This window comes from Pedobacter sp. AC464 (assembly GCF_979253075.1).
In genome coordinates, this window is record NZ_CEEDBV010000002.1 from 1,388,270 (window position 1) to 1,415,056 (window position 26,787).

Annotated in this window: 19 protein-coding genes; 8 read left to right on the forward strand and 11 right to left on the reverse strand. The window is 39.3% G+C overall.

All coding sequences use genetic code 11. The features are described 5' to 3' along the window. Positions 1 to 86 precede the first annotated feature (86 nt). The gene (locus tag AC0IWT_RS16930) at positions 87 to 1,625 is read right to left on the reverse strand and encodes a YifB family Mg chelatase-like AAA ATPase (RefSeq protein WP_471798037.1); all 1,539 of its coding nucleotides are present in this window, start codon (positions 1,623 to 1,625) and stop codon (positions 87 to 89) included. A 414-nt stretch (positions 1,626 to 2,039) separates the two neighbouring features. Beyond that, the gene (gene ffh, locus AC0IWT_RS16935) at positions 2,040 to 3,380 is read right to left on the reverse strand and encodes a signal recognition particle protein (protein ID WP_471798038.1); all 1,341 of its coding nucleotides are present in this window, start codon (positions 3,378 to 3,380) and stop codon (positions 2,040 to 2,042) included. A gap of 469 nt (positions 3,381 to 3,849) precedes the next feature. On the opposite strand from ffh, the gene AC0IWT_RS16940 reads away from it, so the two are divergent. Next, positions 3,850 to 6,273, forward strand: coding sequence for a DUF5916 domain-containing protein (locus AC0IWT_RS16940; protein ID WP_471798039.1), 2,424 nt, complete (start codon positions 3,850 to 3,852; stop codon positions 6,271 to 6,273). Positions 6,274 to 6,298: 25 nt separating this feature from the next. Here AC0IWT_RS16940 and AC0IWT_RS16945 read toward each other — a convergent pair whose 3' ends face one another. The 8 genes from AC0IWT_RS16945 to AC0IWT_RS16980 all read right to left on the reverse strand — a co-directional run bounded on the left by AC0IWT_RS16945 (position 6,299) and on the right by AC0IWT_RS16980 (position 13,683). Further along, positions 6,299 to 7,300 (reverse strand): DUF3078 domain-containing protein, encoded by a 1,002-nt coding sequence (locus AC0IWT_RS16945; protein ID WP_056869141.1) that lies wholly within the window; start codon positions 7,298 to 7,300, stop codon positions 6,299 to 6,301. 98 nt (positions 7,301 to 7,398) lie between these two features. After that, positions 7,399 to 7,725, reverse strand: coding sequence for a hypothetical protein (locus AC0IWT_RS16950; RefSeq protein WP_200940301.1), 327 nt, complete (start codon positions 7,723 to 7,725; stop codon positions 7,399 to 7,401). Positions 7,726 to 7,738: 13 nt separating this feature from the next. Continuing rightward, on the reverse strand, positions 7,739 to 8,473 hold the full coding sequence (locus tag AC0IWT_RS16955) for a hypothetical protein (RefSeq protein WP_471798040.1): 735 nt from the start codon (positions 8,471 to 8,473) through the stop codon (positions 7,739 to 7,741). Between the two features lie 48 nt (positions 8,474 to 8,521). Further along, positions 8,522 to 9,358, reverse strand: coding sequence for a glucosaminidase domain-containing protein (locus AC0IWT_RS16960; RefSeq protein WP_471798041.1), 837 nt, complete (start codon positions 9,356 to 9,358; stop codon positions 8,522 to 8,524). A gap of 31 nt (positions 9,359 to 9,389) precedes the next feature. Further along, a complete protein-coding gene (locus tag AC0IWT_RS16965; RefSeq protein ID WP_471798042.1) occupies positions 9,390 to 10,067 on the reverse strand; it encodes a glucosaminidase domain and LysM peptidoglycan-binding domain-containing protein in 678 nt (225 codons plus the stop codon). Positions 10,068 to 10,112: 45 nt separating this feature from the next. Further along, entirely contained in the window at positions 10,113 to 10,748 is a 636-nt protein-coding gene (locus AC0IWT_RS16970; RefSeq protein WP_471798043.1) for an O-methyltransferase, read from the reverse strand. Positions 10,749 to 10,757: 9 nt separating this feature from the next. Next, a complete protein-coding gene (gene ruvX / locus AC0IWT_RS16975) occupies positions 10,758 to 11,174 on the reverse strand; it encodes a Holliday junction resolvase RuvX (RefSeq protein ID WP_056869136.1) in 417 nt (138 codons plus the stop codon). 85 nt (positions 11,175 to 11,259) lie between these two features. Next, positions 11,260 to 13,683, reverse strand: a complete 2,424-nt coding sequence (locus AC0IWT_RS16980; RefSeq protein ID WP_471798044.1) for an outer membrane beta-barrel protein — start codon at positions 13,681 to 13,683, stop codon at positions 11,260 to 11,262. 217 nt (positions 13,684 to 13,900) lie between these two features. Here AC0IWT_RS16980 and AC0IWT_RS16985 point away from each other — a divergent pair, with 217 nt between their 5' ends. The 3 genes from AC0IWT_RS16985 to AC0IWT_RS16995 are packed head-to-tail and all read left to right on the forward strand — an operon-like array spanning position 13,901 to position 16,993. Beyond that, positions 13,901 to 15,049: a DNA polymerase III subunit gene (locus AC0IWT_RS16985; protein WP_471798045.1), complete on the forward strand. Its 1,149-nt coding sequence runs from the start codon at positions 13,901 to 13,903 to the stop codon at positions 15,047 to 15,049. Positions 15,050 to 15,051: 2 nt separating this feature from the next. Continuing rightward, positions 15,052 to 16,539, forward strand: a complete 1,488-nt coding sequence (locus AC0IWT_RS16990) for a PSP1 domain-containing protein (RefSeq protein WP_471798046.1) — start codon at positions 15,052 to 15,054, stop codon at positions 16,537 to 16,539. After that, on the forward strand, positions 16,508 to 16,993 hold the full coding sequence (locus AC0IWT_RS16995) for a gliding motility lipoprotein GldH (protein ID WP_471798047.1): 486 nt from the start codon (positions 16,508 to 16,510) through the stop codon (positions 16,991 to 16,993). Before AC0IWT_RS16990 ends, AC0IWT_RS16995 begins: the two co-directional genes overlap by 32 nt. Positions 16,994 to 17,166: 173 nt before the next feature. Here the strand turns inward: AC0IWT_RS16995 and AC0IWT_RS17000 are convergent, their stop codons facing one another. Beyond that, positions 17,167 to 18,468 (reverse strand): UDP-N-acetylmuramoyl-tripeptide--D-alanyl-D-alanine ligase, encoded by a 1,302-nt coding sequence (locus tag AC0IWT_RS17000; RefSeq protein ID WP_471798048.1) that lies wholly within the window; start codon positions 18,466 to 18,468, stop codon positions 17,167 to 17,169. A gap of 83 nt (positions 18,469 to 18,551) precedes the next feature. On the opposite strand from AC0IWT_RS17000, the gene AC0IWT_RS17005 reads away from it, so the two are divergent. The 4 genes from AC0IWT_RS17005 (at position 18,552) to AC0IWT_RS17020 (ending at position 26,632) form a co-directional block, all read left to right on the forward strand. Further along, positions 18,552 to 21,047: a M14 family metallopeptidase gene (locus tag AC0IWT_RS17005; RefSeq protein WP_471798049.1), complete on the forward strand. Its 2,496-nt coding sequence runs from the start codon at positions 18,552 to 18,554 to the stop codon at positions 21,045 to 21,047. Between the two features lie 250 nt (positions 21,048 to 21,297). Continuing rightward, entirely contained in the window at positions 21,298 to 24,537 is a 3,240-nt protein-coding gene (locus AC0IWT_RS17010) for a SusC/RagA family TonB-linked outer membrane protein (RefSeq protein WP_471798050.1), read from the forward strand. Positions 24,538 to 24,548: 11 nt separating this feature from the next. Continuing rightward, entirely contained in the window at positions 24,549 to 26,084 is a 1,536-nt protein-coding gene (locus AC0IWT_RS17015; RefSeq protein WP_471798051.1) for a SusD/RagB family nutrient-binding outer membrane lipoprotein, read from the forward strand. An 8-nt stretch (positions 26,085 to 26,092) separates the two neighbouring features. Next, positions 26,093 to 26,632: a DUF1735 domain-containing protein gene (locus tag AC0IWT_RS17020; RefSeq protein WP_471798052.1), complete on the forward strand. Its 540-nt coding sequence runs from the start codon at positions 26,093 to 26,095 to the stop codon at positions 26,630 to 26,632. The last annotated feature ends 155 nt before the right edge of the window (positions 26,633 to 26,787 follow it).

The window sequence follows — 26,787 nt, forward strand, 5'->3', positions numbered from 1 at the left end:
TTTTATCAGAAAATACGGCAATATAATGAAATATGATTTTTTAGCCAGTTTAATAAAAAGTTCATCTTGTTTTATGATGATAAAAGTTACCCTGCCCAGCCATCTCTATCTAAACTTCTGTAATTGATGGATTCTGCAAGGTGTTCGAGTTCTACGCTTTCGCTTCCATCCAAATCAGCAATTGTTCTGGCTACTTTCAAAATTCTATCATAAGCACGGGCCGATAAACCCAAACGCTCCATTGCCGATTTTAAGAGTGTGGTTCCCGCCTCACTAATCTGGCAAACTTTACGAACCATTTTTGGGCTCATCTGTGCATTGTAGTGCAAATCTGCTTTATCAGCAAAGCGTTGGTCCTGAATTTCCCTGGCCTTGATTACCCTTGCCCTGATGAGTTCACTTTTTTCAGTTTCCCGCGAGGATGCCAGCTCTGAAAAATTAACGGGTGTAACTTCAACATGTAAATCAATCCTGTCTAAAAGCGGTCCGGAAATTTTGCTAAGGTATTTTTGAACTACGCCAGGCGCACAAACACATTCTTTTTCGGGGTGGTTATAAAATCCACACGGACAAGGATTCATGGATGCCACCAGCATAAAACTTGCAGGGTATTCTACAGAGAATCTTGCCCTCGAAATGGCAACTTTTCTATCCTCCAGGGGTTGGCGCATTACTTCCAGAACGGTCCTTTTAAACTCAGGAAGTTCATCTAAAAACAGCACACCATTATGCGCTAAAGATATTTCTCCTGGCGCAGGATTTATGCCTCCGCCTACGAGGGCCACATCAGAAATGGTATGGTGTGGTGAGCGGTAGGGCCTCACCGTCATCAGTGCATCTGCGGCAGAAAGTTTGCCCGCTACCGAATGTATTTTAGTGGTTTCTAATGCTTCGTATAAATTTAACGGAGGTAAAATGGTTGGCAAGCGTTTCGCTAACATCGTTTTACCAGCACCTGGCGGGCCAATTAAAATTACATTATGTCCGCCTGCTGCGGCAATTTCCAAAGCACGTTTAATATTTTCCTGGCCTTTAACATCTGCAAAGTCATGTTCATAATTACCTATGTTTTTTAAAAACTCTTCCTTGGTATCGATTTTTACCTGTTCAAGGCCTTCACTTTTATTGAAAAAGGCAATTACCTGCGCCAGTGTTTCTACGCCGTATGCAACCAGGCCATCAACGATAGCGGCCTCCCGTACGTTTTGCTTAGGCAGAATGAAACCTGTAAAGCCATCTTCCTGCGCCTGGATGGCAATTGGTAAAGCACCTTTAATGGGTTGAATTGCACCATCAAGCGAAAGCTCGCCCATGATAAAATAATTTTCTAAATCATTTGCCGGAATCTGGCCCGAAGCTGCTAAAATGCCAATTGCAATAGGTAAATCGTAGGCAGAACCCTCTTTTCTGATGTCGGCAGGAGCAAGATTAACAACAATCTTTTGCCTTGGCATCCTAAAACCTGCAATATGGATGGCGCTTTCTACCCTTTGCAAGCTTTCCTTAACGGCATTATCGGGCAGGCCAACCATGTAATATTTATTGCCGGCGCTAATGCTTACCTCAATTGTTGTTGTTAAAGCATTTACGCCAAACACAGCACTCCCATAAGTTTTTACAAGCATTAAATTTCATTAAAAAATTGGGATGTTATTGTTATTCGGGGAGGATTAATGGTTTTACTAAGATATAAAGAAATATTTAGATACCACTGGTTGAAACCAACGGTAATAAATTGTAGGCGCTTTGCCTTTACGGTTATAATAGTGAGCGTAAGTTGGTTAAAATCAAGAGAATTGAAACCGTAAATATTTTATTCGGGTGCATTATGCCTGTTTCAGTTTCAATACAAACTACTTTAGCAGTCGGCTTTTTACTGGCAACAAACGCTTCAGCCGAGGTGCAATATCTAACTAACAAAATCGAAAAAACAAAAAAATCCCGGCCTTTTCTGGCCGGGATTTGTATATCTGCGATACGTTATCTTCGCTTTAGTCTTTAGTCTTTCTGCTTTGCAAATTAACCTTTCTACTCAAAACCTACCGTTTCCCAAAAGGCATTTTTGGCATACCTTTCATCATCGCTGCTGCGGCTGCCGGATTCGAAAACTGCTTCATCATTTTACGCATGTCTTCAAATTGTTTAATCAGTTTGGTAACCTCTTCTATTTTGCTTCCAGAGCCTTTTGCAATACGTAAGCGTCTGCTTTGCTGAATCGCATCAGGATTTTCCTTTTCAAATGGAGTCATCGAATTAATGATGGCCTCGATAGATTTAAAAGCATCATCTTCAATGTCAACGTTTTTCATCATTTTGCCAACACCCGGAATCATGCCCATCAAATCTTTCATATTTCCCATCTTCTTAATTTGTTGAATCTGGTTGTAGAAATCGTTGAAATCGAATTTATTCTTGCGGATTTTTTTCTGTAATTCGGCGGCCTCTTTCTCATCGAACTGCATTTGAGCACGTTCTACCAATGAAACCACATCACCCATACCTAAAATACGCGATGCCATACGGTCTGGATAGAACACATCCAGTGCTTCCATTTTTTCGCCGGTACCGATAAACTTAATCGGCTTATTTACAACTGATTTAATTGAAAGTGCAGCACCACCACGGGTATCGCCATCCAGTTTGGTTAAAACAACGCCGGTAAAATCAAGCCTGTCATTAAATATTTTGGCAGTATTTACAGCATCCTGTCCGGTCATCGAATCCACAACGAATAAAATTTCATGTGGCTGTGTTTTCGCTTTCACTTCCGAAATCTCATTCATCAGAGATTCATCAATCGCTAACCTACCGGCTGTATCAATTATAATTACATTGTTTCCATTTTGTTTACCATGCGCAATACCTTCCAGGGCTATAGCAACAGGGTCTTTCGATTCGCGGTTTGCATAAACCGAAACACCAACTGATGTACCTAAAACCTCCAATTGATCTACCGCTGCAGGGCGATACATATCACCGGCAACTAATAAAGGTTTTTTGCCTTTGCCTTTTAAGTGCAGGGCTAATTTACCGGCAAAAGTAGTTTTACCCGCACCGTTTAGGCCCGCAATTAAAATTACAGTTGGGTTTGCCTTTGTTTCCAATTCGGTAACCTCGCCACCCATTAAAGCAGCAAGCTCATCGTTCATTATTTTTGTGAGCAACTGGCCCGGCGAAACCGTAGTTAAAACGTTCTGGCCCAATGCCTTCTGCCTTACGTCATCCGTAAATGCTTTTGCGGTTTTATAGTTAACGTCGGCATCTAATAATGCTTTACGAATCTCTTTCATGGTTTCCGCCACGTTAATTTCCGTAATGCTGCCTTGTCCTTTTAATACTTTAAATGCTCTGTCTAGCTTGTCTTGTAAATTATCAAACATGTTTCTTTAAGCTAAAAAGCCAATCGCTGTGGGCGAAAAGCCAATGTTTTTAATAAAAGGCAAATGTATCAAATTTTGATTGTAAATCGCTGCACCTCAAAGTCAAAAATATTTACCTTAAAGATTGTAAAAACCATATTTTGAAAACGAATGTTCGGTGCCTTTGGCAGGCTGCAGCCCCGCCATCCGCTGTAGCCCTCATAAAATATTCGGGGCTGCCGCTACTGTCGGGTTTAAGCACCGGGGTATGCCACCCAAACGTAAAAAAGAGCAGTCAGTTTGCCACTTAGCCCCGGGTGCAGCGGTACCCTGCAGCGGAGGAGGTACGACGAAGCAAAGCGTACAAGCGAAACACGGGAAAAAAGATACCTTGGTTAGCAGAGCAATTGCGCTTCGAAATAACCATATTTTTTTTATTGGGTGCAACATTTTAATATACCGGGAGTCTTATATTCACTAAACCAAAGAAATGAGATTCTATCTAGCCCTTTTTTTTCTGTTCGCATATTCTTTTTCCAGGGCACAAGACCCCGCAAAAGAAAAGCAATTATCGGCTGTGAGAACAACTGAAACGCCAAAAATTGATGGGCTTTTGGACGATGCCTGCTGGGTAAACGTACCTGTGGCCACCGATTTTTTTGAAATTAGACCTGTGCCCGGAAGAGTTGAAAAGCAAGACAGAAGAACAGAAATGAAAGTGCTTTATGATGATGTGGCGATTTATGTGTATGCCCGCATGTATGATGATAAGGATAGTGTTTCCCACGAACTGGTTTCGCGGGATAACATTGGTAACGCCGATTTTATTTCGATAATTGTTGACCCGTTTTATGATAAAATGAACGGAAACGGCTTTTTTGTTACTGCAGCGGGTGTGCAGTTTGATGCAAAATACTCGCAGGTTGGAGATGAAGACCCAAACTGGAATGCCGTTTGGGAAAGTGCTGTAAAAATCGATGAAAAAGGCTGGACTTGCGAAATGAAGATTCCTTATTCAGCGCTACGTTTTTCGAGCAAAGACGTACAAAATTGGGGCTTAAATTTTAGCCGGAGAATACAACGTACCAACATCCAAACGTTTTGGAATTTTGTAGACCCAAAAGTTAACGGCTTCATCAATCAGGAGGGGCTATTCTCGGGCATTAAAGACATAAAACCGCCACTGCGCCTTTCCTTCTCTCCCTACATTTCTGCCTATGTTAACCATTATCCGGTAAATCTTCCCGGCGTTAAAAACACCACTTCGCGGTTTAATGGCGGTATGGATGTAAAATATGGTATAAACAACAGTTTTACGCTAGATATGACGCTTGTGCCTGATTTTGGCCAGGTGCAATCTGATAACCGCATTCTTAACCTTACGCCATTTGAAGTAAAATTTAATGAGAACCGCCAGTTTTTTACCGAAGGAACGGAACTGTTTAATAAAGGCGATTTGTTTTACTCTAAAAGAATTGGGTCTATACCTGCTTATTACAATTACAGTGGTATTGGCGCAGGCGATAAAATTGTAAAAGACCAAACGGAGGCGAAAGTTTTAAATGCAACTAAAATTTCGGGGCGTACGGCGAAAGGTTTAGGTATTGGCATTTTTAATGCGATTACCAACAGTATGCAAACCGAGGTAGAAGATGCGCAGGGCAATTTACGGAATGTAGAAACCCAGCCACTTACAAATTATAACATTTTGGTTTTCGACCAATCGTTAAAAAATAACAGTTCGGCAACGTTTATAAACACCAATGTTTTAAGGCAGGGAAGTGCTTATGATGCCAATGTTAGTGCTTTGCTTTTTAACTTAAATAACAAAGGCAATAAATACTTTATTAATGGTGGCGCAAAAATGAGTTATATAAAAGGTGCCGAAACCAGTACTGGCTACAGTTATAGCCTAAGGCTTGGCAAACAAAGCGGCAACTTTACCTGGAGTTACAACCAGGTTTATGCCGATAATAAATTCGACCCTTCGGATATGGGCTTTTTTACCAACAATAACTTTTTAGATCAAAGGATTGGTTTTGGGTACAACATTTTTAAACCCGGTAAATGGTACAATGAGTGGCAAAACTGGTTTAATACTTCGTATTCTCGAAGAGTGGCACCGGGCGACTATCAAAGCTATGGAATTGAAGCAGGCTCGTATGTGCGGTTTAAAAATTTATGGTCGGCGGAGGTGGATGTAAACTATGATGCTAAAGCCAATGATTTTTATGAAGCTAGAAACGGACAAGTTTATAAGGCACCAGAAAACTTTACAGTAGGTCTTTATATAAATCCAAATCGGGCGAAGGCTTATAATTTCGGAGGTAATATTCGTTACCGCGAGCAGCAGCTGTTTAAGGGGAAATCGTATAACTTTTACTTTTTCCAAAATTTCAGGTTAAACGATAAAATAGCCTTTGGGTTAGATGTAAACTTCAACCCAAATTATAATTATGTAAACTGGGTTACCGCACAAGGAAATGAGGCAATTTTTTCTAAATACGACCGGAGAACGGTAGAAAATTCTTTCGATGCAAAATATACCTTTACCAATTTAATGGGTTTAACCGTGGTGCTAAGGCATTATTGGAGCGATAGAAGAAATAAGGATTTCTACCAGTTAAAGCCCGATGGCAATTTAACGGATTACCAAGGCCCTGCACTTACAGGAACGGATAGAAATTATAACGTGTTTAACATCGATTTAATTTATACCTGGCAGTTTGCGCCTGGCAGTACACTTTCAGTATCATACAAAGATGCGGCCGAAACTTACGACACCTTTTATACGCAACGATACAATAAAAACCTGAGTGGTATACTAAACTCGCCTCAAAATAACAGCTTATCAGTAAAGGTTTTGTATTATATAGATTACCTGGATTTGAAGAAAAAGCACAAAAAAATTTAAAGCCAAAAGGCTTTAGCAGCATGTTTTATCTGGGAAATACGAATGCGAAGCCGAGCGCCAAAGTTTGGCTGGCTTGCACTTTGTTGGTGCCTGTATCCATATCATAAAGTAAAACACCGGTTAAGCTGGTGTTCATGTACCGGTTAATCTTCGCAGTTAACGCTACATCGAGCCTATGGTCTACACGTTTAACGGCAATGTCTTCGTAAGGAATAAACATTGCATAACGGGCTTTCAAATTTGTATTGGTAAAGATGTCTTTATCAAAGGCTGCTACGATTTGAAATGCCAGTTCATTTCTAAACTGCTTGCCAGGCGTTACGCCATAGTTTTTTGGATTTGTTCGGTATAAAGCCGTATCGAGTACAAAAGTTTGGCGGGCCGTTCCGGTACCAATCCGCGTAGAAAAATATTTATTTGGCTTGTATTCAAAACCGACAGATTCGGTTAAATAGCCGGGGCCCATAAATTTGGAAATTAGCGTAGCAGTTTCCGTTCCGTTTACGGTTGCATAAGAGTAACCATTATCAAACTGAGATTCAAAGTTTACAGAACCGAAAAAATACCAGTTTTTCGACAATTGGAAAGAGGCTTTATTATCCCAGAAAATCCTGTCGTTGGTTTTCTTTTGTAGTTGGTCTTTGTTTTTAATTTTTCCGTATTGAAGAATCACCTCACTCACATAGCTGTAGCTATTTTTACTGTATTCGGCTTTCCAGTTTAGTAAGCCACCAACCGCGATAGAGTTTACACCTCCACCTTTCCAGTTATCGCTAAACTGCGCCTGGTTAATATTTATTCCGATGGCTGTTTTGGTTTTCCAGTAATTTACCTTGGCATTCACAATAGCAGGCCGAAGTTTAACCGGTTCAAACTGCAAAGGTAGTGTTCTGCTTGGCAGCGGACTGCGTTTAAGCTTAATGTTCAGATCCTTCGTGTTGATTGGAATGGTATCAATCTCCTGTGCATATAGTTTCGCAGAACTGAGGCTTAAAATGATGATTAAGGAAATTAAAAAATTCTTCATTGGTTACAAAGAAAAAGAAAATATTCAGAGATTGAAAGATTTAGCAAATGATTTTGCTTCGAAGAAACCAATTTGGAATCAGTTTCTAAAAATGCTTTTTATCGATTATCCCGCAACCAACCAAACCAATTGCCTTTTTTAAGGTAGTTTAAATCGTGCTCGTGCTTATAAGCTTCTTCCTCGAAAATAATTTTTCGGTAGGCTAAATCGTGTTGTTTATGTCTGGCTAAGTTAATGAGGTAATTACCTAAATAAAGGATGTAAAAAGGCAAAATTAAGAGTTCTAATTGCTGCCTCAGGTGTATTTTCTCGTGATTTATAATTTCCTTATCCGTTTTGTAGCTTTCCTTTTTCAATAAAATAAACGGAAAAATAGCCATTCCTGCAGCTGGCAAACTTTTTACGATTAAAATTGGCGCTTTCAAAACTTATCTGTGCTTAATTGTGAAGTGGTGGCAATCGCAAGGCCTGTGGATTTAGGCGATAGCTTTTGTAAGCATTTCTAACAAACAGGTTAAAGGCGTAGTCATTAGCATCGAGCACGAACTGATAGGTTGGGCGGTATTGCTCCATAAAATCTTTCAGTTCGGCGCCATTAATGCCCAAAATTTGCTGTACGAGATTAGGTGTAAAACGATAATCGATCATGTCCTCTTTATAATCTTTCTCTAAAATTTTTTGAAGGTGACGGGCATTTTTCCCCTGCCTGCTTAAGAGATTATAAATGGCATCAATACCTAAACCAACACCGCCACTTCCCAAATTCAGTAAATCTTTGCTGCTGCCGCGGTCAGTTGCATATTTATATTCTTTCAGTGCTTTTTCATATTGCGCCTGCGGCGAAAGTCTTTTCTGCTGTATTAAAACATCCCTCAAACGGATACCCAAAGAATTTAGCTGAAAATAAGCAGCAGGCTGCCCTTTAAAAATAACGGTATCCACACCGTAACCAGATAAAGCGGCAACCAACGTGTCGCCCGGCATTGCATAAGTACTAAACTCGCCTTTGGTGGTATTGTAGAGTCCATCGCCGGTTCTGGTGTTGTAGATGTAAACTTTTGCCAGCCGTTGTTTAGTTTCTTTATCAATAACAATGCCCTGCACAGGTTTGTTTTGCGCAAAAAGCATCGCCGAAAGGCTAAAAGACAAGATAAAAACAGCTAAAAATTTCATTGGATAACAAAGCTACAACATAACTGGCTGTAAGCATTTTGATTAACATTATTTAACCTTCAATACCTGGCCAAGTTTAATTGCATCGGTCGTCATATTGTTCAGCAACTTTAAATCATCTACACTAATGTTAAAACGTTTCGCAATGTTGTAAAGTGTATCCCCTTTAACAACTGTGTAAGTTCCGTCTGCCAGAATTGGTTTTGCACCTGCTGGTGGTGTATCTACAGGTGTAAATTTTGCCTTTTCCTGCGGGATGTTTTGATTAATCTCCGAAAAAACCCGGTCTTCGCGGGCAATTTTTTGTTTCTCTGTTTCAGACTGGTCGTATTGATAGAGCTGATATTTTTCTATCGTATTAATCAACAAGTCGGGATATTTTGGATTTGTTGCATACCCGGCCTGCTTTAACCCCTGAGCCCAGCTTTTGTAATCATTTTTATCCAGTTGAAACAAGGCGCTGTAACGTTTCCGTTTTAAAAATTCTGAATGATCTTTAAACGATTCGCGGGCATCCTTGTAAACCCTAAAACAATCGTTTTTCTGGTCATCATCTCTAAAATAGTTCTTCCCTTTCCAATCTGAAGTACATTTAATACCAAAATGATTATTCGCATATTTTGCCAAATCGCTGTTGCCGCTTCCCGATTCTAAAATTCCCTGTGCAAGCGTTATACTCGCCGGAATACCGTATGCGTTCATTTCTTGAATGGCAACAGATTTAAATTCATCAATGTAACTTAAGGTATTGTAGCTTTTATAAGTGTTGTTATTGGCCTTGTTGGCAGCCTTTTCTATCTGTTTGTTATTTTTAGAAAATTTACGTGTGGCGCACGAGCTAAATAACGCCATGGTTAGTACCAGATAGATGTATTTTTTTTTCATTTGAACGATTAGTTTTTCCAGGGGTTTCGCTTTAAAGCTTAATTTTCTGACCAGGCTTTAAATTTGCCTTTTTCATTCCGTTTTTCAGCATAATCGCCTTTACGGTTGTACCTTTCTTTTTGGCAATAACGCTTAAATTATCGCCGCTTTTAATGGTATACGTGTTTGCTTTTCTTAGTTTATTAATTTTACGGTGGTAGGTGCGGGTGGCATAAACGGGTTCTTCATAACCCTCAGGGCGTTCATCATATTGGTAAAGTTCGTACTTTTTCACCAGTGCAATAACCTGATTTGCCCAGCTCCTGCTATGGGCATATCCCGAGCGCTGTATGCCTTTAGCCCAGCCTTTGTAATCGTATTGGTCGTACTTTCCGAACAGACTGTTAAAAGGCGATCGGGTTTCCATTATCTCGACGAAATGGCTGTAAGATTCATCAGCGCTTAAATAATCGCGGTAAGAGGAACGAATTTCTATGTTATTATTTGGCCCCTTAACGCCAAAGTGGTTGTTAAGGTGTTGTGCAATGCGGCTATTTCCCGCCGCAGATTCGTGAATGGCTACGGCCAAAATTAAGCTGGCCGGAATTTTATGGTCACGCATGAGCGTTTGTGCAAATTCTACGTGCTCAGCAATATAATCTTCGGTAACCTGTGCCTTTGCCAGCAAACCTGACAAAAGCAAAAAACATAGACTAAATATTTTTATCATAATTGTAGTTTTGTGTTACCCTTTAGTGCTTTGCTAACGGATGTTCTATTTCTTTCTAATCATAAACAAGCCATCCCGAACCGGAAGTATTAATTTTTCAACACGTTCATCATCAGCTATTTTATCATTAAAACTAGTTATATTTTTGGTGTCTTTGTCTTGTTTCTGCTGAAGTACTTTTCCACTCCAAAGCACGTTATCAACAATTATTATCCCGCCCGCACGAACCCTGTCGAAAATTAGATCATAATAAAAGCCATTGTTTTTTTTGTCTGCATCAATGAAAACGATGTCGAAAACTTCATCTAAATCGTTTACGGTTTCTGTGGCATCACCTAAAATATATTTAATCTGAGTGTTGTAGCCGGATTTTTCGAAGTTGGAGCGAACCATTTCCTCAAGTTCGGCATTTATGTCTAAAGTGTAAATTATCCCGTCTTTTGTTAAGCCTTCGGCAAGGCAAATTGTGGCATACCCGGTAAAAGTGCCGATTTCCAAAATCCTCTTCGGCGCAACCATCTTGCTTAGCATCGATAAAACCCTACCCTGATAATGACCGGAAAGCATGCGTGGCATTAACACTTTAAGGTTCGTTTCGCGGTCTATATTTTTAAGCAAATCGCTTTCCGGTTCGCAGTAAGCAAGGAGTAGGTTTTGTAAATCGTCGTTTATCAGGCTCATTTTATTTGATTATAAACGGTTCATTTCCATAAAATATTGCAAAATCAGTGTGGCGGCAATCGTATCAACACGCTCTTTGTTTTGCCTGTCTGTTTTTTTCAAGCCACTATTTAGAATTGCCTGATGAGCCATTTTTGAAGTAAAACGCTCATCAACCCAGTGTTGCGGGATGCCTGGAAAGGCCTTTTTCAACAAAGTGGAAAAGCCTTTTGCATGTTGCTTAGCGTCAGAGTCAGAGCCATCCATTTGCTTCGGATCCCCGATAACAAATGCTTCTACCTGTTCGGTTAGCAGGTATTTCTTGATAAATTCTATGGCGTCTTTTGGGTGTACGGTATCCAAACCAGTGGCAATAATTTGCAAAGGGTCTGTAACCGCGATGCCAATTCGTTTTGTTCCGTAATCAAAAGCTAAAATCCGAGCCATAGAAAATAATGAAAGCCCCAAAGGTAAGGTTTTTTAAGAAATCAGGTTTTTCGGCCAGAATCTGCTGCTTGCGTTAAGGCAAAAACTATGATCCTGCTCTTTTCATTTCATCGGTTGCGCCCCCGTTTGAGCGCTTAACTGCTTTTAGCGGTTTACCAAACCGGTAGGTAAAGCTGAGTACAAAAAGACGGCTGTCACGCGTGAGTTTGAAATATTCCTGGGCCTGTGGAAAATCTGTCAAACCCTCCATCGCCTGCGTTAAAAAGATATCTCTTACATTAAATTTAACGTTCGCTTTTCCTTTTAGCATCGATTTTGAAATCCCCGCAGAAACCTGGCCTGTTGGGTAAAGTAATTCCTGTAAATCATTACGGGCTTTAGTTATGTAGTAGCCAGAAATTTCTGCGTTTAGCGTTTTGTTTAGGTTAAACTGATTATTAACACTAAACTGAAACTGATTTACCGAAGAGTTATAACTAATGTTTTGATAGCCGTCGAGCTTTTTATAGTTGTAATTCGCCTGACCATTAAACGACCACCATTTTACAGGATAAAATTGAATTGAAGTAGATACACCAAGGTTTCGCAGCTCACCCACGTTGCCATCGGTATAAATTAAAATGTTGGTGCCTTCTGAAAGAAAAAGTTGAGAAAAGTAGTTTTCGACAACGCTGTAAGAAATTGTTGTCGTTAATAGTTGCTTAAAACGGTGGCTCAGTTCCATGTTCCAGCTGTATTGTGGCACTATAAAAGGGTTTCCTCTTTGCAGGGTATACTTATTTACAATAAAAACAAATGGATTTAGTTTTTGATAGGCCGGCCGGTCTATCCGTCTGCTTGCGGTTAAGGTTAAAGCATTTAAAGAGTCCAGGTCGTAACTCAGGTATCCCGAAGGAAAAAAGTTACCATATGTTCTCGAAAAAGACGAATCGGGCTTTATGGCATTGCCAAGCTGATGTGCCTTATAATCTGTGTGCTCATAGCGCAAGCCAACCTGTGCGTTCAGTTTGCCAATTTTACGCTCAAAACTGCTGTAAAGTGCATTTATAGTTTCCTGGTATTGAAAATGATTGCTTCTGTTCAAATCTACTGAGCGAGTAGCGCCATTCGAATTAATGTATCCCGCTGTGTTATCCGTATTTATTGATGATGATTTAAATCCAGATTCAAGCTGTGAATTTTTGCCGAAGTGGATTACATGGTCTGCTTTGGCCGATAATATTTTAATGCTTGATGGAATTTCGATATCTGTTCCCGTAACATAACCATTAACCGAAAGCAACCTGTTCGTAAATTCCTGGTCATTGTTCATGCTATACTTCAATACGTCTAAATCAACAGATAAATCCTGGTCGTTTCCAATAGCTTGTTTTAGACTAAAATTTATGGCGCCGTTTTTGAATTTATACTGGCTTAAGCTGGTTGTAGAAACTGCAGAATCTATAAGGCCAGAGGGTTGCTTCCAGTTTGCAACGGCGTCACTGCCGCCAGTTCGGTTAATTAATGTTCCGCTTAAAGCCAGGCCAAGTGTGGTGTTTTTTGAGGCATAAAAATCTAAACCGGTCTTTAGAAACGAGTAATGCGTTAAATTTTTTATCGCCGTTGTCTGGTCGAGGATTCCGGTAATTGAATTTTCCTTACCGAAATAATTTCTGGACGCAAGTATATCTGTAAAGTTATTGTTTGCATTAAAACTCGCAGTAGCAAAGGCGTTTACGCTGCCTTTCCGGTAATTTAAAAGCAAGCCATTATTGTTTTTATAATCTCTACTCCATCCGCCAATAATTGTTACGGAACCATTAAAACCTTCCTGCGTATTTTTTTTCGTTTTGATATTAATAATTCCACCATTTCCACTGGCATCATATTTTGCCGATGGATTTGTGATAAGTTCTATCTGGCTAACCTGCAAAGCGCTCATGCCAGACAACATATTCGTTAAATCACTTCCCGAGAGGTAAGTTGGCTTTTCATCAATCATAACCAGAACTGTAGATTTCCCCTGCAAACTAATGTTGCCTTCTTTATCAACCATAACACCAGGAGATTGCTCGAGCAATTCTAAAACCGTGGTGCCCGTATTCGTAGTGGTGGCGTCTACATTGAGAATAACTTTTCCTTTAATGTGTTGTATGGGAGGTTTTCTTGCTTCGATAACAATTTCTCTTAAAACCTGGCTGCTGGGTAAAATTCTAATATTTAATGCAGAGATTGCAAATGGCGATTTGATTTGAGTGGTTTTGTGCGGTTCGTATCCAACAGCCTTTACATTAAAAAAATACGTTCCGGCAGGCGGGTCGTTAAAAAGAACAGCTCCTTTTTTATCTGTTTTAGCAGATTTGAATAATTTTGTGCCTTTAGCAAGAACGAGTTCAACCGTTACGTTTTCGAAAGGTTTGTTCCTTTCATTTATAACAGTTATTTTAATGGTTTTTATCTTTTTTTGGCTAAAGCTAGTTATTGTTGAGAGCAATAAAAAAAGCAATAACAAAGACTTTAAAAAGTTCATTTGTATAAGTAATAGTTAGTTTTGGTCGGGTCGATTGGGTTTCAAAGATAATGAAAACCAAGTATATATGTTAATCTTCGAAAGTTAAATATTTTGACTATTGTCATCATCGCTACGCAGCCTTTATGCCACTATTTTTAGGTGTTTGTGGTTTCGTTTCCGTCAAATTCTATCCTTAAATACCAACAATTCATATCTATTTCTTATTTTGCACCAAATGCAGTTTAAAGAAATCATAGGGCAGGAAAAGATTAAGCAACACTTGATTCAAACGGTGAAGGAAAACCGTGTAAGTCATGCGCAGCTTTTTTTATCGCCTATTGGTTCGGGTGCGCTACCTCTGGCGGTAGCGTATGCACAATATGTAAATTGCCTGGATAAAGGTGCTACAGATAGCTGCGGCGAGTGCTCTAGCTGTAGAAAGTATGAGCGGTTAATCCATCCCGACTTGCATTTTTCTTACCCTTTCTTTGCCTCCACAAGTATAAAAACGGCTGTTGATGTTTTGGATGACTGGCGGAATATGCTGTTGCAGGACCCGTATTTTGATATGGACATCTGGCGCTCAAAACTGGAGGCCGCAAATAAGCAGGCCAACATTCCAATTGGCGAATGCCATGATATTATTAAAAAATTAAGCTACAAGGCTTTCGAAGCTGAAACAAAAGTGCTGATAATGTGGTTGCCGGAATACCTCGATAAATCGGGCAATGCTTTGCTCAAATTAATTGAAGAGCCACCTGCAAATACCCTTTTTATATTGGTTGCTCAAAGTCAGGACCAGATTTTAACAACCATTTTATCGCGTACGCAAATTGTAAAAATCCCTAAATTAAGCAGTGATGATATTTCTGGTTATCTACTCACCAACAGTGGTTTAAATTCACACCAGGCAGTTGATTATGCTTTTTTAGCTGATGGAAACCTGATAGAAGCAAAAGCGCTTGCTGCCGATGTGCAGAGCGACAGTTCCGGGATATTTACAAGCTGGTTGCGTATGGGCTTTGGAAATAAAGTGCCCGATTTGGTTGACTTTACGGACGAAGCTGCCAAATGGGGCAGGGAAAATCAAAAGAATTTTTTAAAGTTCGGGATTAACTATTTGCGGGAATGTTGCCTGCTTATAAGTGGTGCCGATGCATTAGTAAAATTGCCGCCGTTAACCATGGAAACGGCGAAAAAGTTGAGTCAGCATGTATTAACATTGCCAATGGCAGAAGCAATAATTGCTGAGCTCGAAAAAGCACATTACCACATTGAAAGAAATGCAAACCCAAAAATTCTGTTTTTAGATGTATCTTTACAATTGGTAAAAATTATCAAGTTTAAAACGCTCCCTCAGGGGACTCAATATATATACAATTAATTATGGGATGTGGAAGTTGTTCAACAGGTGGTGGTTGCACCCCTAATGGATGCAAAAGTAATGGCTCATGCGGCACCGGTGGTTGCCAAACAATGGAAGTTCACGATTGGTTATCCAACCTGGCTATGCCTTCTAGCTATAAACCTTTTCAGGTTACAGAAATAAAATTTAAAGGCTCCAGAAAAGAGTTTTTTCTAAATAACGATAACATTTACCTCGAAATTGGAGAACTTGTTGCGGTTGAAGGTCCGACAGGCGGCTTCGATGTAGGTCATGTTTCGCTCACAGGCGAACTGGTAAGGGTGCAAATGAAGAGGCGTAAAACGCCATTAGACCAGGTAACAAAAAAGATTTACCGTAAGGCTACAGAAGCCGATGTGGAAAAGTGGAACGCGGCGAAAGAAATGGAATGGGAAACCATGCATAAAGCACGCAAGCTTGCACTCGATTTACGCTTATCAATGAAAATAAGCGATGTAGATTATCAGGCAGACAAAACGAAGGCGACATTTTTTTATACCGCTGATGGTCGTGTAGATTTTCGCGAGTTAATTAAAAAAATGGCTGAAAGTTTTCGCATCCGCATTGAAATGCGCCAGATTGGTATGCGCCAGGAGGCCGGCCGTTTAGGCGGAATAGGTTCTTGCGGCCGCGAATTGTGCTGCTCTACCTGGCTTACAAATTTTAAAACGGTTTCAACAGCTGCTGCTAGATATCAAAACCTTTCTTTAAACACTTTAAAGCTCGCCGGACAGTGTGGTAAGCTTAAATGCTGTTTAAATTATGAGCTGGATACTTATTTAGATGCTTTAAAAGACATTCCAGACAGGATTGAAAACCTGGATACAGAGGCAGGCTACGCCCGTCATCAAAAGACTGATATTTTTAAAAAAATTATGTGGTTTAGTTATCAGGGTGATGAAAACTGGATTCCGGTTGCTGCAGCCCGCGTTAAAGAAATCATGGCAATGAACAAGGCGGGTAAGAAAGCGCCTAATTTGAAAGAAGAAGCCGTGCAAATTGCGGCCCCGGTTGTTGTTGAAAAATCTTTTGATTATGAAAATGTTGTTGGTCAGGATAGCTTAACGCGTTTAGATGAGCGTTCAAAAAACAGAAATAACAACCAGAACAGAAATCAGAAAAACAACAGAAACAACAGCAATCAAAATAGAAGAGATCGCGTTCAGGGTGGTGATAAGCCTGCAACCGCAAGGCCTCAAAATCCAAATCAACAGAAACCTCAGCAAAACGGTCCGAAACCTCAGCAACAAGCTGGTCAAAAATTGCAGCAGGGTTCCAGACCTCAGAATAATCAAAAACCACAACAGCCGCAGGCGCAAAAACCCGTAGTTAAGGCCGAAGGTGCGCCCTTGGTGGCCGGCGAGAAAACACCTGAGCAAGCCAGAAATAGAAACAAAAACAACCGAAGGAGAAATAATAACCGCAGAAATAACAACAATGGTTCTGATAATAAACCGGCTGCAGAATAAGCACGTTGCGCTTATTGGTTTCTTGCTTTTTGTTACTTTCCTGGCGGGATGTAGTTCCAGCGTGGTTGACAGTAATGCCGAGATACCCGAAAGGAAATGGACTTATCGAAACCACCTTTTAGTTCCATTCGAAATTAAGGATAACACTAAGCCATATAACATCTATTTTAAACTTAGGCATACCTCAGAATACCGGTATGCCAACATTTTCGTTTTGGTTCATTTTAAAGATGGCCAAAATAAAGTAACAAAGCGTTATCAATTTAAACTCGCTAAAAATGATGGCGAATGGCTTGGCAGTGGTTCTGGAAACGTTTTTAATTATACCTTCCCGTTGTTTACGGATTTTCGTTTCGCCCACAACGGCAAGTTTGAACTAGAAATTGAACAGAACATGCGTGATAATCCGCTTTTAGAAGTTAGTGATATTGGTGTATTGGTGGGGCCAAAGTAATGTGTTAACCGTTCTTCAATTTTCATTTACAGAAGGTTATAGATTTCTATTTTTCTTAGCAGTATTCATCACTTATTTTTGTTCCCCCCTGATTTAAAAAAACCACAGAGCGTTTCAATTTGCGTTTTGTGCAAATCGGTTCCATCGCCGTTACTAATTAAGTGGGTATGTGTTTATAAGTATGCCAACAAACTTTCGAGCTTCATTCCCCTCGAGCCTTTCAGTAATATCAATGCATCCGATATTTTATTGGTTTTGAGGTAGTCTGCTGCCTCATCTGGCGTTTCAAAAAAGACCGCATTATAATTTTTGCTTAAAGCATAAAAATATTTGCCGATAAATATGATTTGATCCAACCCTGAGTTCATTGCTTGTTCTGCAATTCGTTTGTGTTGTTCCTCAGATTCGGGCCCAAGTTCAAACATATCGCCTAAAATGGCCACTTTCCTATTTGCCGTTAGTACAGCGATATTGGCAAGTGCTGCAGTCATACTGCTCGGGTTTGCGTTATAAAAATCGCAAACAACAGTGTTAGTTTCTGTTTTGGTTAACTGCGAACGGTTATTTTTTGGATGGTAGTTTTCTAATCCCCTGTTGATTTCTTCCGGTTCCATATCGAAGAAATCGCCGATACAAATTGCGGCCAGAATATTTTCGAAATTGTAGCTTCCTGTTAAATGAGTATGTACGGTTGATAACACTTCATGATTGGTCCATTCAACAGAAATAAAAGGATCGCTGCTTTGCAACTTTCCTTTAATTGTATTCCCGTTTTCAGTTCCATAAAAAATCAACTTTGATAAGCCGGCAGCCTCACTCATTTGCATTAAATGGGAATTATCTCTGTTGATGAAGGTATAGCCATGATTCGCTTTTAGATAGGCGTATAATTCTGCCTTCCCTTTTTTAACGCCCTCGAAACCGCCAAAGCCATCTAAATGCGCCATGCCTACATTGGTAATAACGCCATGGGTTGGTTGCGCTATAGTACAAAGCAACTCAATCTCTTTTTGATGATTGGCGCCCATTTCTATAACGGCAACTTCCACATCATTGCGAATGGATAAGATAGAGATTGGAACCCCAATGTGATTGTTCAAATTGCCAAATGTGGCGAAAGTTTTATACCGCTCGGCCAATACCGCGTTAATCAGCTCTTTGCTTGTGGTTTTTCCGTTGCTGCCCGTAAGTCCGATCACTGGTATGCTTAACTGTTTCCGGTGGTGCTTTGCCAAGGCCTGCAATGCCGTAAGTACGTCCTCAACCAACAGGCAGTTTCCTGCTTCCGAGTATTCTGCTTCATCAACAACCGCAAATGCGGCACCCTTTTCAATGGCCTGCGCCGCAAATGTATTTGCATTGAAGTTGTCGCCCTTTAATGCAAAAAAAATACAACCTTCAGCAATGTTGCGTGTATCGGTAGAAATTACCGGGTGTTTTAGGTAGTGCTCGTATAATTCTTCGGTTGTAATCATGCTGATTTAAAAATATTTCGGGTAAAATTAAGCTTTCGCAGGAACAAAAAACAAAATTAGTACATTAGATAAAATTATCCATTATGAAGAAACTTTTTACCATTTGTTTATCTGCTATTTTCTCCGTTCTACTTGCTCAGGCACAGGTAAAATCTCCCGATGAATTTTTGGGTTATGAGCTTGGGGTTCATTTTACACCACATCATAAAGTAGCTGAATATTTCAAACAAACAGCTGCTGCGGCCTCAAATGTTGTAAAGTTAGTTGAATATGGAAAAACGAATGAAGGCAGGCCGCTTATGGTTGCCATTGTTTCTTCTGCAGAAAATATTAATAAGCTTGAAAAGATTCAAAAGGATAATTTGTCGCTCGCGGCCGGTACAACTAATGCTGTAGATATCCGCTCGCAGCCTGCTATCCTCTGGCTAAGCTATAACGTTCACGGCAATGAAGCAAATTCTATGGAAACGGCCATGAAAATGCTTTATAATTTAGCTTCCGGAAAAAATCAGCAGGCGAATAACTGGCTAAAAAACACAATAGTATTTATAGATCCTTGTCTAAATCCGGATGGAAGAGACCGCTACGCAAATTATTTTAACAGTGTTGTTGGCGAAAAACCAAATTCAGATCCATCATCAAGAGAACACATAGAACCATGGCCAGGTGGCCGGCCGAACCACTACTACTTCGATTTAAACCGCGACTGGGCATGGCAAACGCAAATCGAAAGCAAGCAAAGACTGGCACTTTACAATCAATGGATGCCTCAGGTACATGTCGATTTTCATGAGCAAAGCTATAACGACCCTTATTATTTTGCTCCTGCTGCAGAACCTGTGCATCAAGACATTACGCCCTGGCAGAAAAGCTTTCAGGTTGTAGTTGGTAAAAACAATGCGAAATACTTCGATGAGCAAGGTTGGCAATATTTTACAAAAGAACGTTTCGATTTACTATACCCATCTTACGGCGATACTTATCCCTTATATAATGGTGCAATTGGCATGACGTACGAGCAGGGCGGCATTAGGGCAGGTTTATCCGTTGTTACAAATGATGGAGATACCTTAACATTGAAAGATCGCATCGCACATCATTACACAACAGGCATGTCGACTTTAGAAGTTACCTCTCAAAACCACGATAAGCTTTTAGAAGAATATAAAAAGTATTTTCAGCAATCGCTTACCACAGCACCAGGAATTTACAAAACCTATATCATAAAGCCTGATAACCTTTCGAGGTTGAAAAAATTGGCGGAACTATTGACAAAGAACAAAATTGAATTTGCATACGGTGGCGATAAAGCCGGAAGGGGTTATGATTACGATTCTAAAAAGGAAGAAAATTTCACTTTAGGCAGAAATGATTTAATTGTAAATGTTGCGCAGCCGAGGGCCGTGCTTGCTAATGTTTTACTCGAGCCACAAACTTTGGTAACCGATTCGAACACTTATGATATTACTGCCTGGGCCCTGCCGTATGTTTATGGCTTAAAAGCTTATGCATCAAAAGAAAGTATAAAAGGAAAATATGACAACATCGAGGAGCGCAAAATCACTTCTTCGAATCTGGATAAACCATTAGCCTGGCTATTTGGTTGGGGAAACAGTGAAGATTTGCAATTGTTGGTGGCTTTACAGAAAGAAAATATAAAAGTACGGCAAGCAGATCAACCGTTTTCGGTGAGTGGTAAAGATTATCCTGCAGGTACGCTTATCGTTTTGCGTGTAGAAAATGAGAAGGGAATAAAAGAGCTTAAGAGCAAGATTGCTAAAATTTCGAACGAGCTCGAAAAACCCGTTCAGGCGATATCGACCGGTTTTGTAGATAAGGGCAAGGATTTTGGCTCTTCTGTTTATCCAATTTTAAAACAGCCAAAAATTGCGATTGTATCCGGAAATGAAGTTTCATCACTTGCCTTTGGAGAAGTTTGGTACTATCTGGAGCATGATCTGGGCCTAACTCCGAATATAATCAATGCCAGAGACGTCAATAATTTAGACCTCAGCAAGGTAAATACCTTAATTCTTCCCGATGGAAATTATGGAAGCTTTATTGATGAAGGCTTAAAAAGCTGGATAAACAGGGGCGGAAAGTTAGTTTTAATGGAAGATGCCATCGAGAGTGTGTTGGAGAAAAAGGGATTTGATATCAAAAAGAAATCGGCTGTAGTAAAAAAAGACGAAAAACCGGAGGCAAGCAAGCTTTTATTTAAAGACAAAGACCGCGATGACTATGAGAATACCATACCGGGTGCAATTTATAAAATCAATTTAGACGCTTCTCACCCATTCGCATATGGCATCGGGAAAAATTACTATACCTTAAAAACAGATCGAAAAATTTACGAACCCTTAGCAGAAGGCTGGAATGTGGGTCAGCTGACCGACAAAAGTTTAATGGCAGGCGTTGTTGGGAAGAAAGTGCGGGAAGACTTAAAAACCGGCCTGCTTATCGGTGTTCAGGATGCGGGAAAAGGTTCCATTGTTTACCTCGCGAACGACCCATTATTCAGGAATTTCTGGGAAAATGGTAAAACCCTGTTCGGAAATATAATTTTTTGCAGCTATTAGGCCGGTTTTTTGAGGTAATCAAACTTTCTTTTTCAGGAAAATCATTTTTATCACAAATCACCTGAAGATATTCCTAAAACATTTATATAATTGATATGCCGGGTTTTTAATGCCCTTTTTTAGCTTGTCCTAATCTTATTTTAACAAATGAAATGTTAAATGTTAAAATTTGTTAAAAATAAATTTGGTGTTATAGCCAACTAACTATATTTTAGCATATTATTACTAATCATTAACTAACTTTTTTAACATGAAAAAACTTCTACAAAGTTTGTTCATACTTATGTTCGTTGCTGTAACAGCAATGGCACAAGAAAGAACAATTACTGGTACGGTTACTGCCTCGGATGACAAATTGCCAATCCCAGGAGTAAGTGTAAAAGTAAAGGGAACATCTGTCGGTGTTTCAACGGGCGCTAATGGAGCCTACTCTCTTTCGCTTCCTTCGGGCTCAACCACACTTGTATTCTCAAGTTTGGGGTATGCATCTAGAGAAATTTCCGTAGGCTCATCGAATGTCGTTAATGCTACACTAGCTTCGGATACTAAGCAACTCGGTGAGGTTGTAGTTACAGGAGCTCTAGGTATTAAAAGACAAGCCAAGGAAATTGGTTACTCTACAACAACAGTTACAGCCAAAGATTTAACAGCTACTAACGTAACAAACATTGCAAATGGATTAACAGCAAAAGTTGCTGGTTTGCAAATTAACACTGTTAACAATGGAATTGACCCTGCAGTGAGGATTACATTGCGTGGAGCAAGGTCTATCAATGGTAACAACAATGCATTAATCGTTTTAGATGGTGTTCCAATTCCGGGAGGAACCTTGAACGCAATTAACCCGAATGATGTTGAAGATGTAACTGTGCTAAAAGGCTCGAGTGCTTCTGCATTATATGGTTCTGAAGCTTCGAACGGTGCGTTAATTATTACAACCAAAAGAGGTACTGCCGCTAACAAGCCAAAAATAACTTATTCAAACTCTTTTCAAATTAATAAAGTAGCCTATTTCCCAGATATTCAAACAAAATTCGGGCCGTATGGTGGCGAGACTGTTGCAGATGGTTTTCGTGATCCAAACACAGGTTTCCCTTTGTTTACTGGATATGAGAATCAGTTATATGGACCAGCCTATAATGGTGCTCAATATCAGTTAGGTGCTCCGCTTGCAAATGGTGAAAAAAATATAATCACCTATTCTCCACTTGAAAAAAGTCCGATAGAGGCGTTTTTCAAAACGGGTTTAACAGAGCAAAATGACCTTTCTTACCAAAGCGGTGATGCGGACAACAACTTTTATTTTTCTGCTCAAAATGTTTATAACAAAGGTGTAATTCCAGATGATTTATCAAAAAGAACTTCTTTGAGGGCATCTGGTACAAAAACTTATGGTATTTTTAAATTAGATTACTCAGTTGGTTATACAAATTCTAGTTCTAGTACGTTCGGTGTAAACTATTCTACAAATGCTACAACTCAGATCTTATATGCCAATTTGTTTCAAATGCCAGCATTCATTAATATTGATGATTTAGCTGAAGGCGATAACAGTAAGTTTTATAATCCAAATGATTATTACAGTGCTTATAATGTGAATCCTTATTGGCAGATTAAAAACTCAAGAATTAATCGTAAAGGCGATACTTTTTTGGGTAATATCAGTTTAAATGTTAAGCCAACAAAGTGGTTCGATGCAACTTATCGCTTATCACAAAACTTTGGTATAAACAATTACAAAGCTACACGTAAAGAAGTTCAGTTTTCTGCATACGCAGCTTCAGATCCACTTGGTGTAAGTAATATTCCATCCCGTTATGGAGCAGCTCGTAAATCGCCTGGTTTTGTTCAGGATTACACACAATATGGAGATGGTTCAACTAACTTTAACTCCCTTAATGCTCAAGGTTCTTCTCGTTTACAGCAAGATGTTTTCTTAAAATTCAATCATACGTTTTTCGATGATTTTAAAACAGATTTATTATTAGGTAATACGATTTGGCAAACTAAGGCCCGTACTCAGAACGATCAAAGTTCAAACCTTTTAATCCCTGAATTTTATAACATCGGCTTAATTTCTGGTGCGCCAACAGTTTCACAAAACGATTATTTTGTGCGTCAGATTGGTGTATATGGTGCTTTGAATATCGGTTATAAAGACATTGCATTTATTCAGGCCACAGGTAGAAATGACTGGGATTCACGTTTATCAAAAACTAAAAGATCATTATTTTATCCATCTATCTCTGGATCGTTCGTGTTCACAAACGCTTTCGAAGCTTTAAAAAACAATAAAATTTTATCTTACGGTAAATTAAGAGCAGCAGTTTCTAAGGTAGGGCAGGTAAGTATTGCGCCTTATTCAATTAACAATACTTTTTCGTCAACATCAGGGTTTCCTTACGGAGGCTTAGGCGGTTTATCATTAGGCACAACAAACAATAACCCATTGTTAGAGCCAGAATTTATAAACGAGAAAGAGTTTGCAATCGAATTAGGTTTATTTAATAACCGCGTGAATTTAAACGCTACCTATTACAAACAAAATAGTAAGAACCAAACATTAAGCGTGCAAACTTCTGCTTCTACTGGTTTTAATCAAGCTACTATTAATGCAGGCGAAATCGCTAACAATGGTTATGAGTTTGAATTAAATGGAACAGTGCTTCCTGTATCTCAAAATTCAGTAGGTTTGAAATTGGGCGGTAACTTAGGTATATACAATTCGGAAGTTGTTTCATTACTTCCTGGTAGCTCTCAATTCCAAATTACTCAGGGTTCAACTACTGCCGTTTATGCAGTTGTTGGTCAGCCTTACCCTTCATTATTGGGAACAGATTACAAACGCGATAATCAGGGAAGAGTTGTAGTTGATGCTTCTGGTACAACTGCTGGTTATCCTCAGTTGGGTTCAGGTTTAACAAACTTCGGTAGAACAACTCCAAAATATGTTTTGGGTTTAAATATGTCTGCAACCTATAAATTTGTTACATTGTCTGCAGTAGCAGAATATAAAAGTGGTTATGTTATCTTGAACTCAATCGCTTCTACATTAGATTTTGGTGGTATTTCTGCAACAAGTGCATCAGCAGATCGCCAACGTTTCATCTATCCTAACTCTGTTATTGAAACTTCTCCAGGTGTTTACGTTCCAAATACAACAGTTCCTGTTGTTGACGGTAACTATGGCTTTTGGCAAAGTTCTAATTATGGAACTGCAGCTACGCCTTTCGTAACAAGTGCAGCATTCTGGAAAATTAGAGAGATGACGTTAAATTTCAACTTAACGCAGTTTATAAACAAAACGAAGGCAATTAAAGCTTTAAACTTCGCATTAACAGGAAGAAATTTATTTCTGTTTAGACCAAAAGATAATCCTTACACAGATCCTGAATACAACTTAGATACTTCAAATGCAACGGGTGTAACAAATGCGAATCAAACGCCACCTACAAGAATATTTGGTGCTAACCTTCAGATAACTTTTTAAAAGATAATTATATGAAAAAGATATTTTCGATAATAGCGCTTTCTGCACTGATCAGTATAACTGGTTGCAAGAAAGACTTCCTGAGTTTGGAAGTAAATCCTAACGTACCCTCAGTTGCTACGCCTCAATTCCAGTTATCTGGAGCTTTGGTTATATCAGCGAATTTATACAATGCCGCTACCACTACTTCTGGAGCAATTAGCTTAGCATCGGGTGCATACTCGCAAACAACCGGTGTTTGGATGGGATACTGGACAACCAGTGGTAACTATGTTCCAAACTCTGCACTTAACACAAATAACTTTACGAATTCAGCTTATCAAATTTGGACGCAATTTTATTTGAACCTTTCTAACTACACCGATTTAGAGAAAAAAGGAACTGCAGACCCTACATTGGTTTATTTTTCTTCGATTGCAAAAATCATGAAGGCTTTAGAATTCCAAACGTTGGTAGATACATATAATAATGTGCCATACAGCCAGGCATTTAAAGCTCCGGAAATTTTGTTTCCTGCTTATGATAGTGGTGATGTAATTTATGATGACTTAATGAAACAGCTTGATGCTGCAATTGCTGGAATTAAATCTGCACCAGCTTCTGCAGTAAATCCAGGAACTTCTGATGTCATGTTTAAAGGTGTGATGACAAATTGGGTTAAGTTCGCAAATACCATTAAGTTAAAATTGGCGATTAGGCAATGGAATAAACTACCTGCAAAACAGGCTGCATTAAAAACAGCTGTTACAGCGACTGCTGCTGACGGATTTATTGATCAAACTTTCCAGGCAGCTGTAAATCCTGGTTATACAAATGATGATGCGAATGGACAAAAACAAAATCCATTTTATGTTAGTTATGCATTTACAGCAACTGGAGCAGTTTCCCTTCCGGGCGATTATTACAAAGCGAATGCGTATGCAATTAATAAATTAAGATCAACAAATGACCCTCGCTTATCCAGGTTATATGCACCGGCTTCGGCACCAGTAGATCCTTTAGTTCCTTTTGTAGGTAATGTTTACGGTTCAACTGCGCCAACTAACAACCCTAAAACGAGTAGTATTGGTCCTGGTTTATTGAAAAGCGCAACACAAGATGCTGTAATTTTAAGTTCATCCGAATCTTTATTCCTGCAATCTGAAGCAGCGCTTTATGGTATTTTAACTGGAAACGCACAGGCATTGTACGAAACTGGAATCACAGCATCATTTACAACTCTAGGTGTTCCAAATGCTGCAACCGCTGCTGCTACATATTATGCTCAACCTTTAGCAAATATCAGCTGGACAGCTTCTACTGATAAACAGGCAGCTATCATCAATCAAAAATGGACAGCGCTTAACGGATACGGTAATATTGAAGCTTATAATGAATACAGAAGAACTGGTTTTCCAGCAGATGTACCAGTTTCTACTCAGTCTACCCAACCAACAGTTCCTAGCCGTATTTTCTATCCTAATACTGAGGTAGCAAACAATGGTGATAACTTAAAAACGCAAGGGACAATTAATCAATTTACATCCAAAATATTTTGGGCTAAATAATTATCAACATGAAAAAATTTAATATAAATAAATTATTTCCAGTTTTACTTGTAGCATTAGCTCTCAATTTAAGCTCATGCTTAAAATCAAGAGATACTTATGTAGACTTTAGTCAAGTTGGAACGACGATTGAGTTGCCGTTAGCCGCTTTAAATCAAGAAACAGGCGTTAGGGTTGTGGCTAAGGCTTATCCGTCTAGCGCCACTCCTGCTGATTTGCCTGTAGTAGTAAACATTGCTTCGCCAAAAACTTTAGATCGCGATTTAACAGTAACATTGGCGGTGAACGCAAATGATGCTATTGGAAAGTTAAATACTGCTGTTCCTACAGGAGCTTATGTGTTAATTCCTAGTAATGGATATTCTGTATCAAGCCTTCAGGTTACAATACCTGCAGGTCAGCGTACGGGAACGGTTAATTTTAAAATTAATTCGTCTCTTATTGGTACAACTAACAAAAAATATATATTACCAGTTTCTATAGTAGATGGTGGCGGTGAACAAATTAGTTTGTACAGCACAGTATACTATAACATTACTGCAAATTAGAAACTCATTTGTATTACGTTGAAGAGCCCGGTCAGAATGACCGGGCTCTTTTTTTGTTCTTTAGATTTTTATATGCCGACAGAAGATTTTAAGAAATGACAATTGGCTCTACCCAAAAAATTTGTTTGTTGATTTTTAAGATATGTCACAGAAAT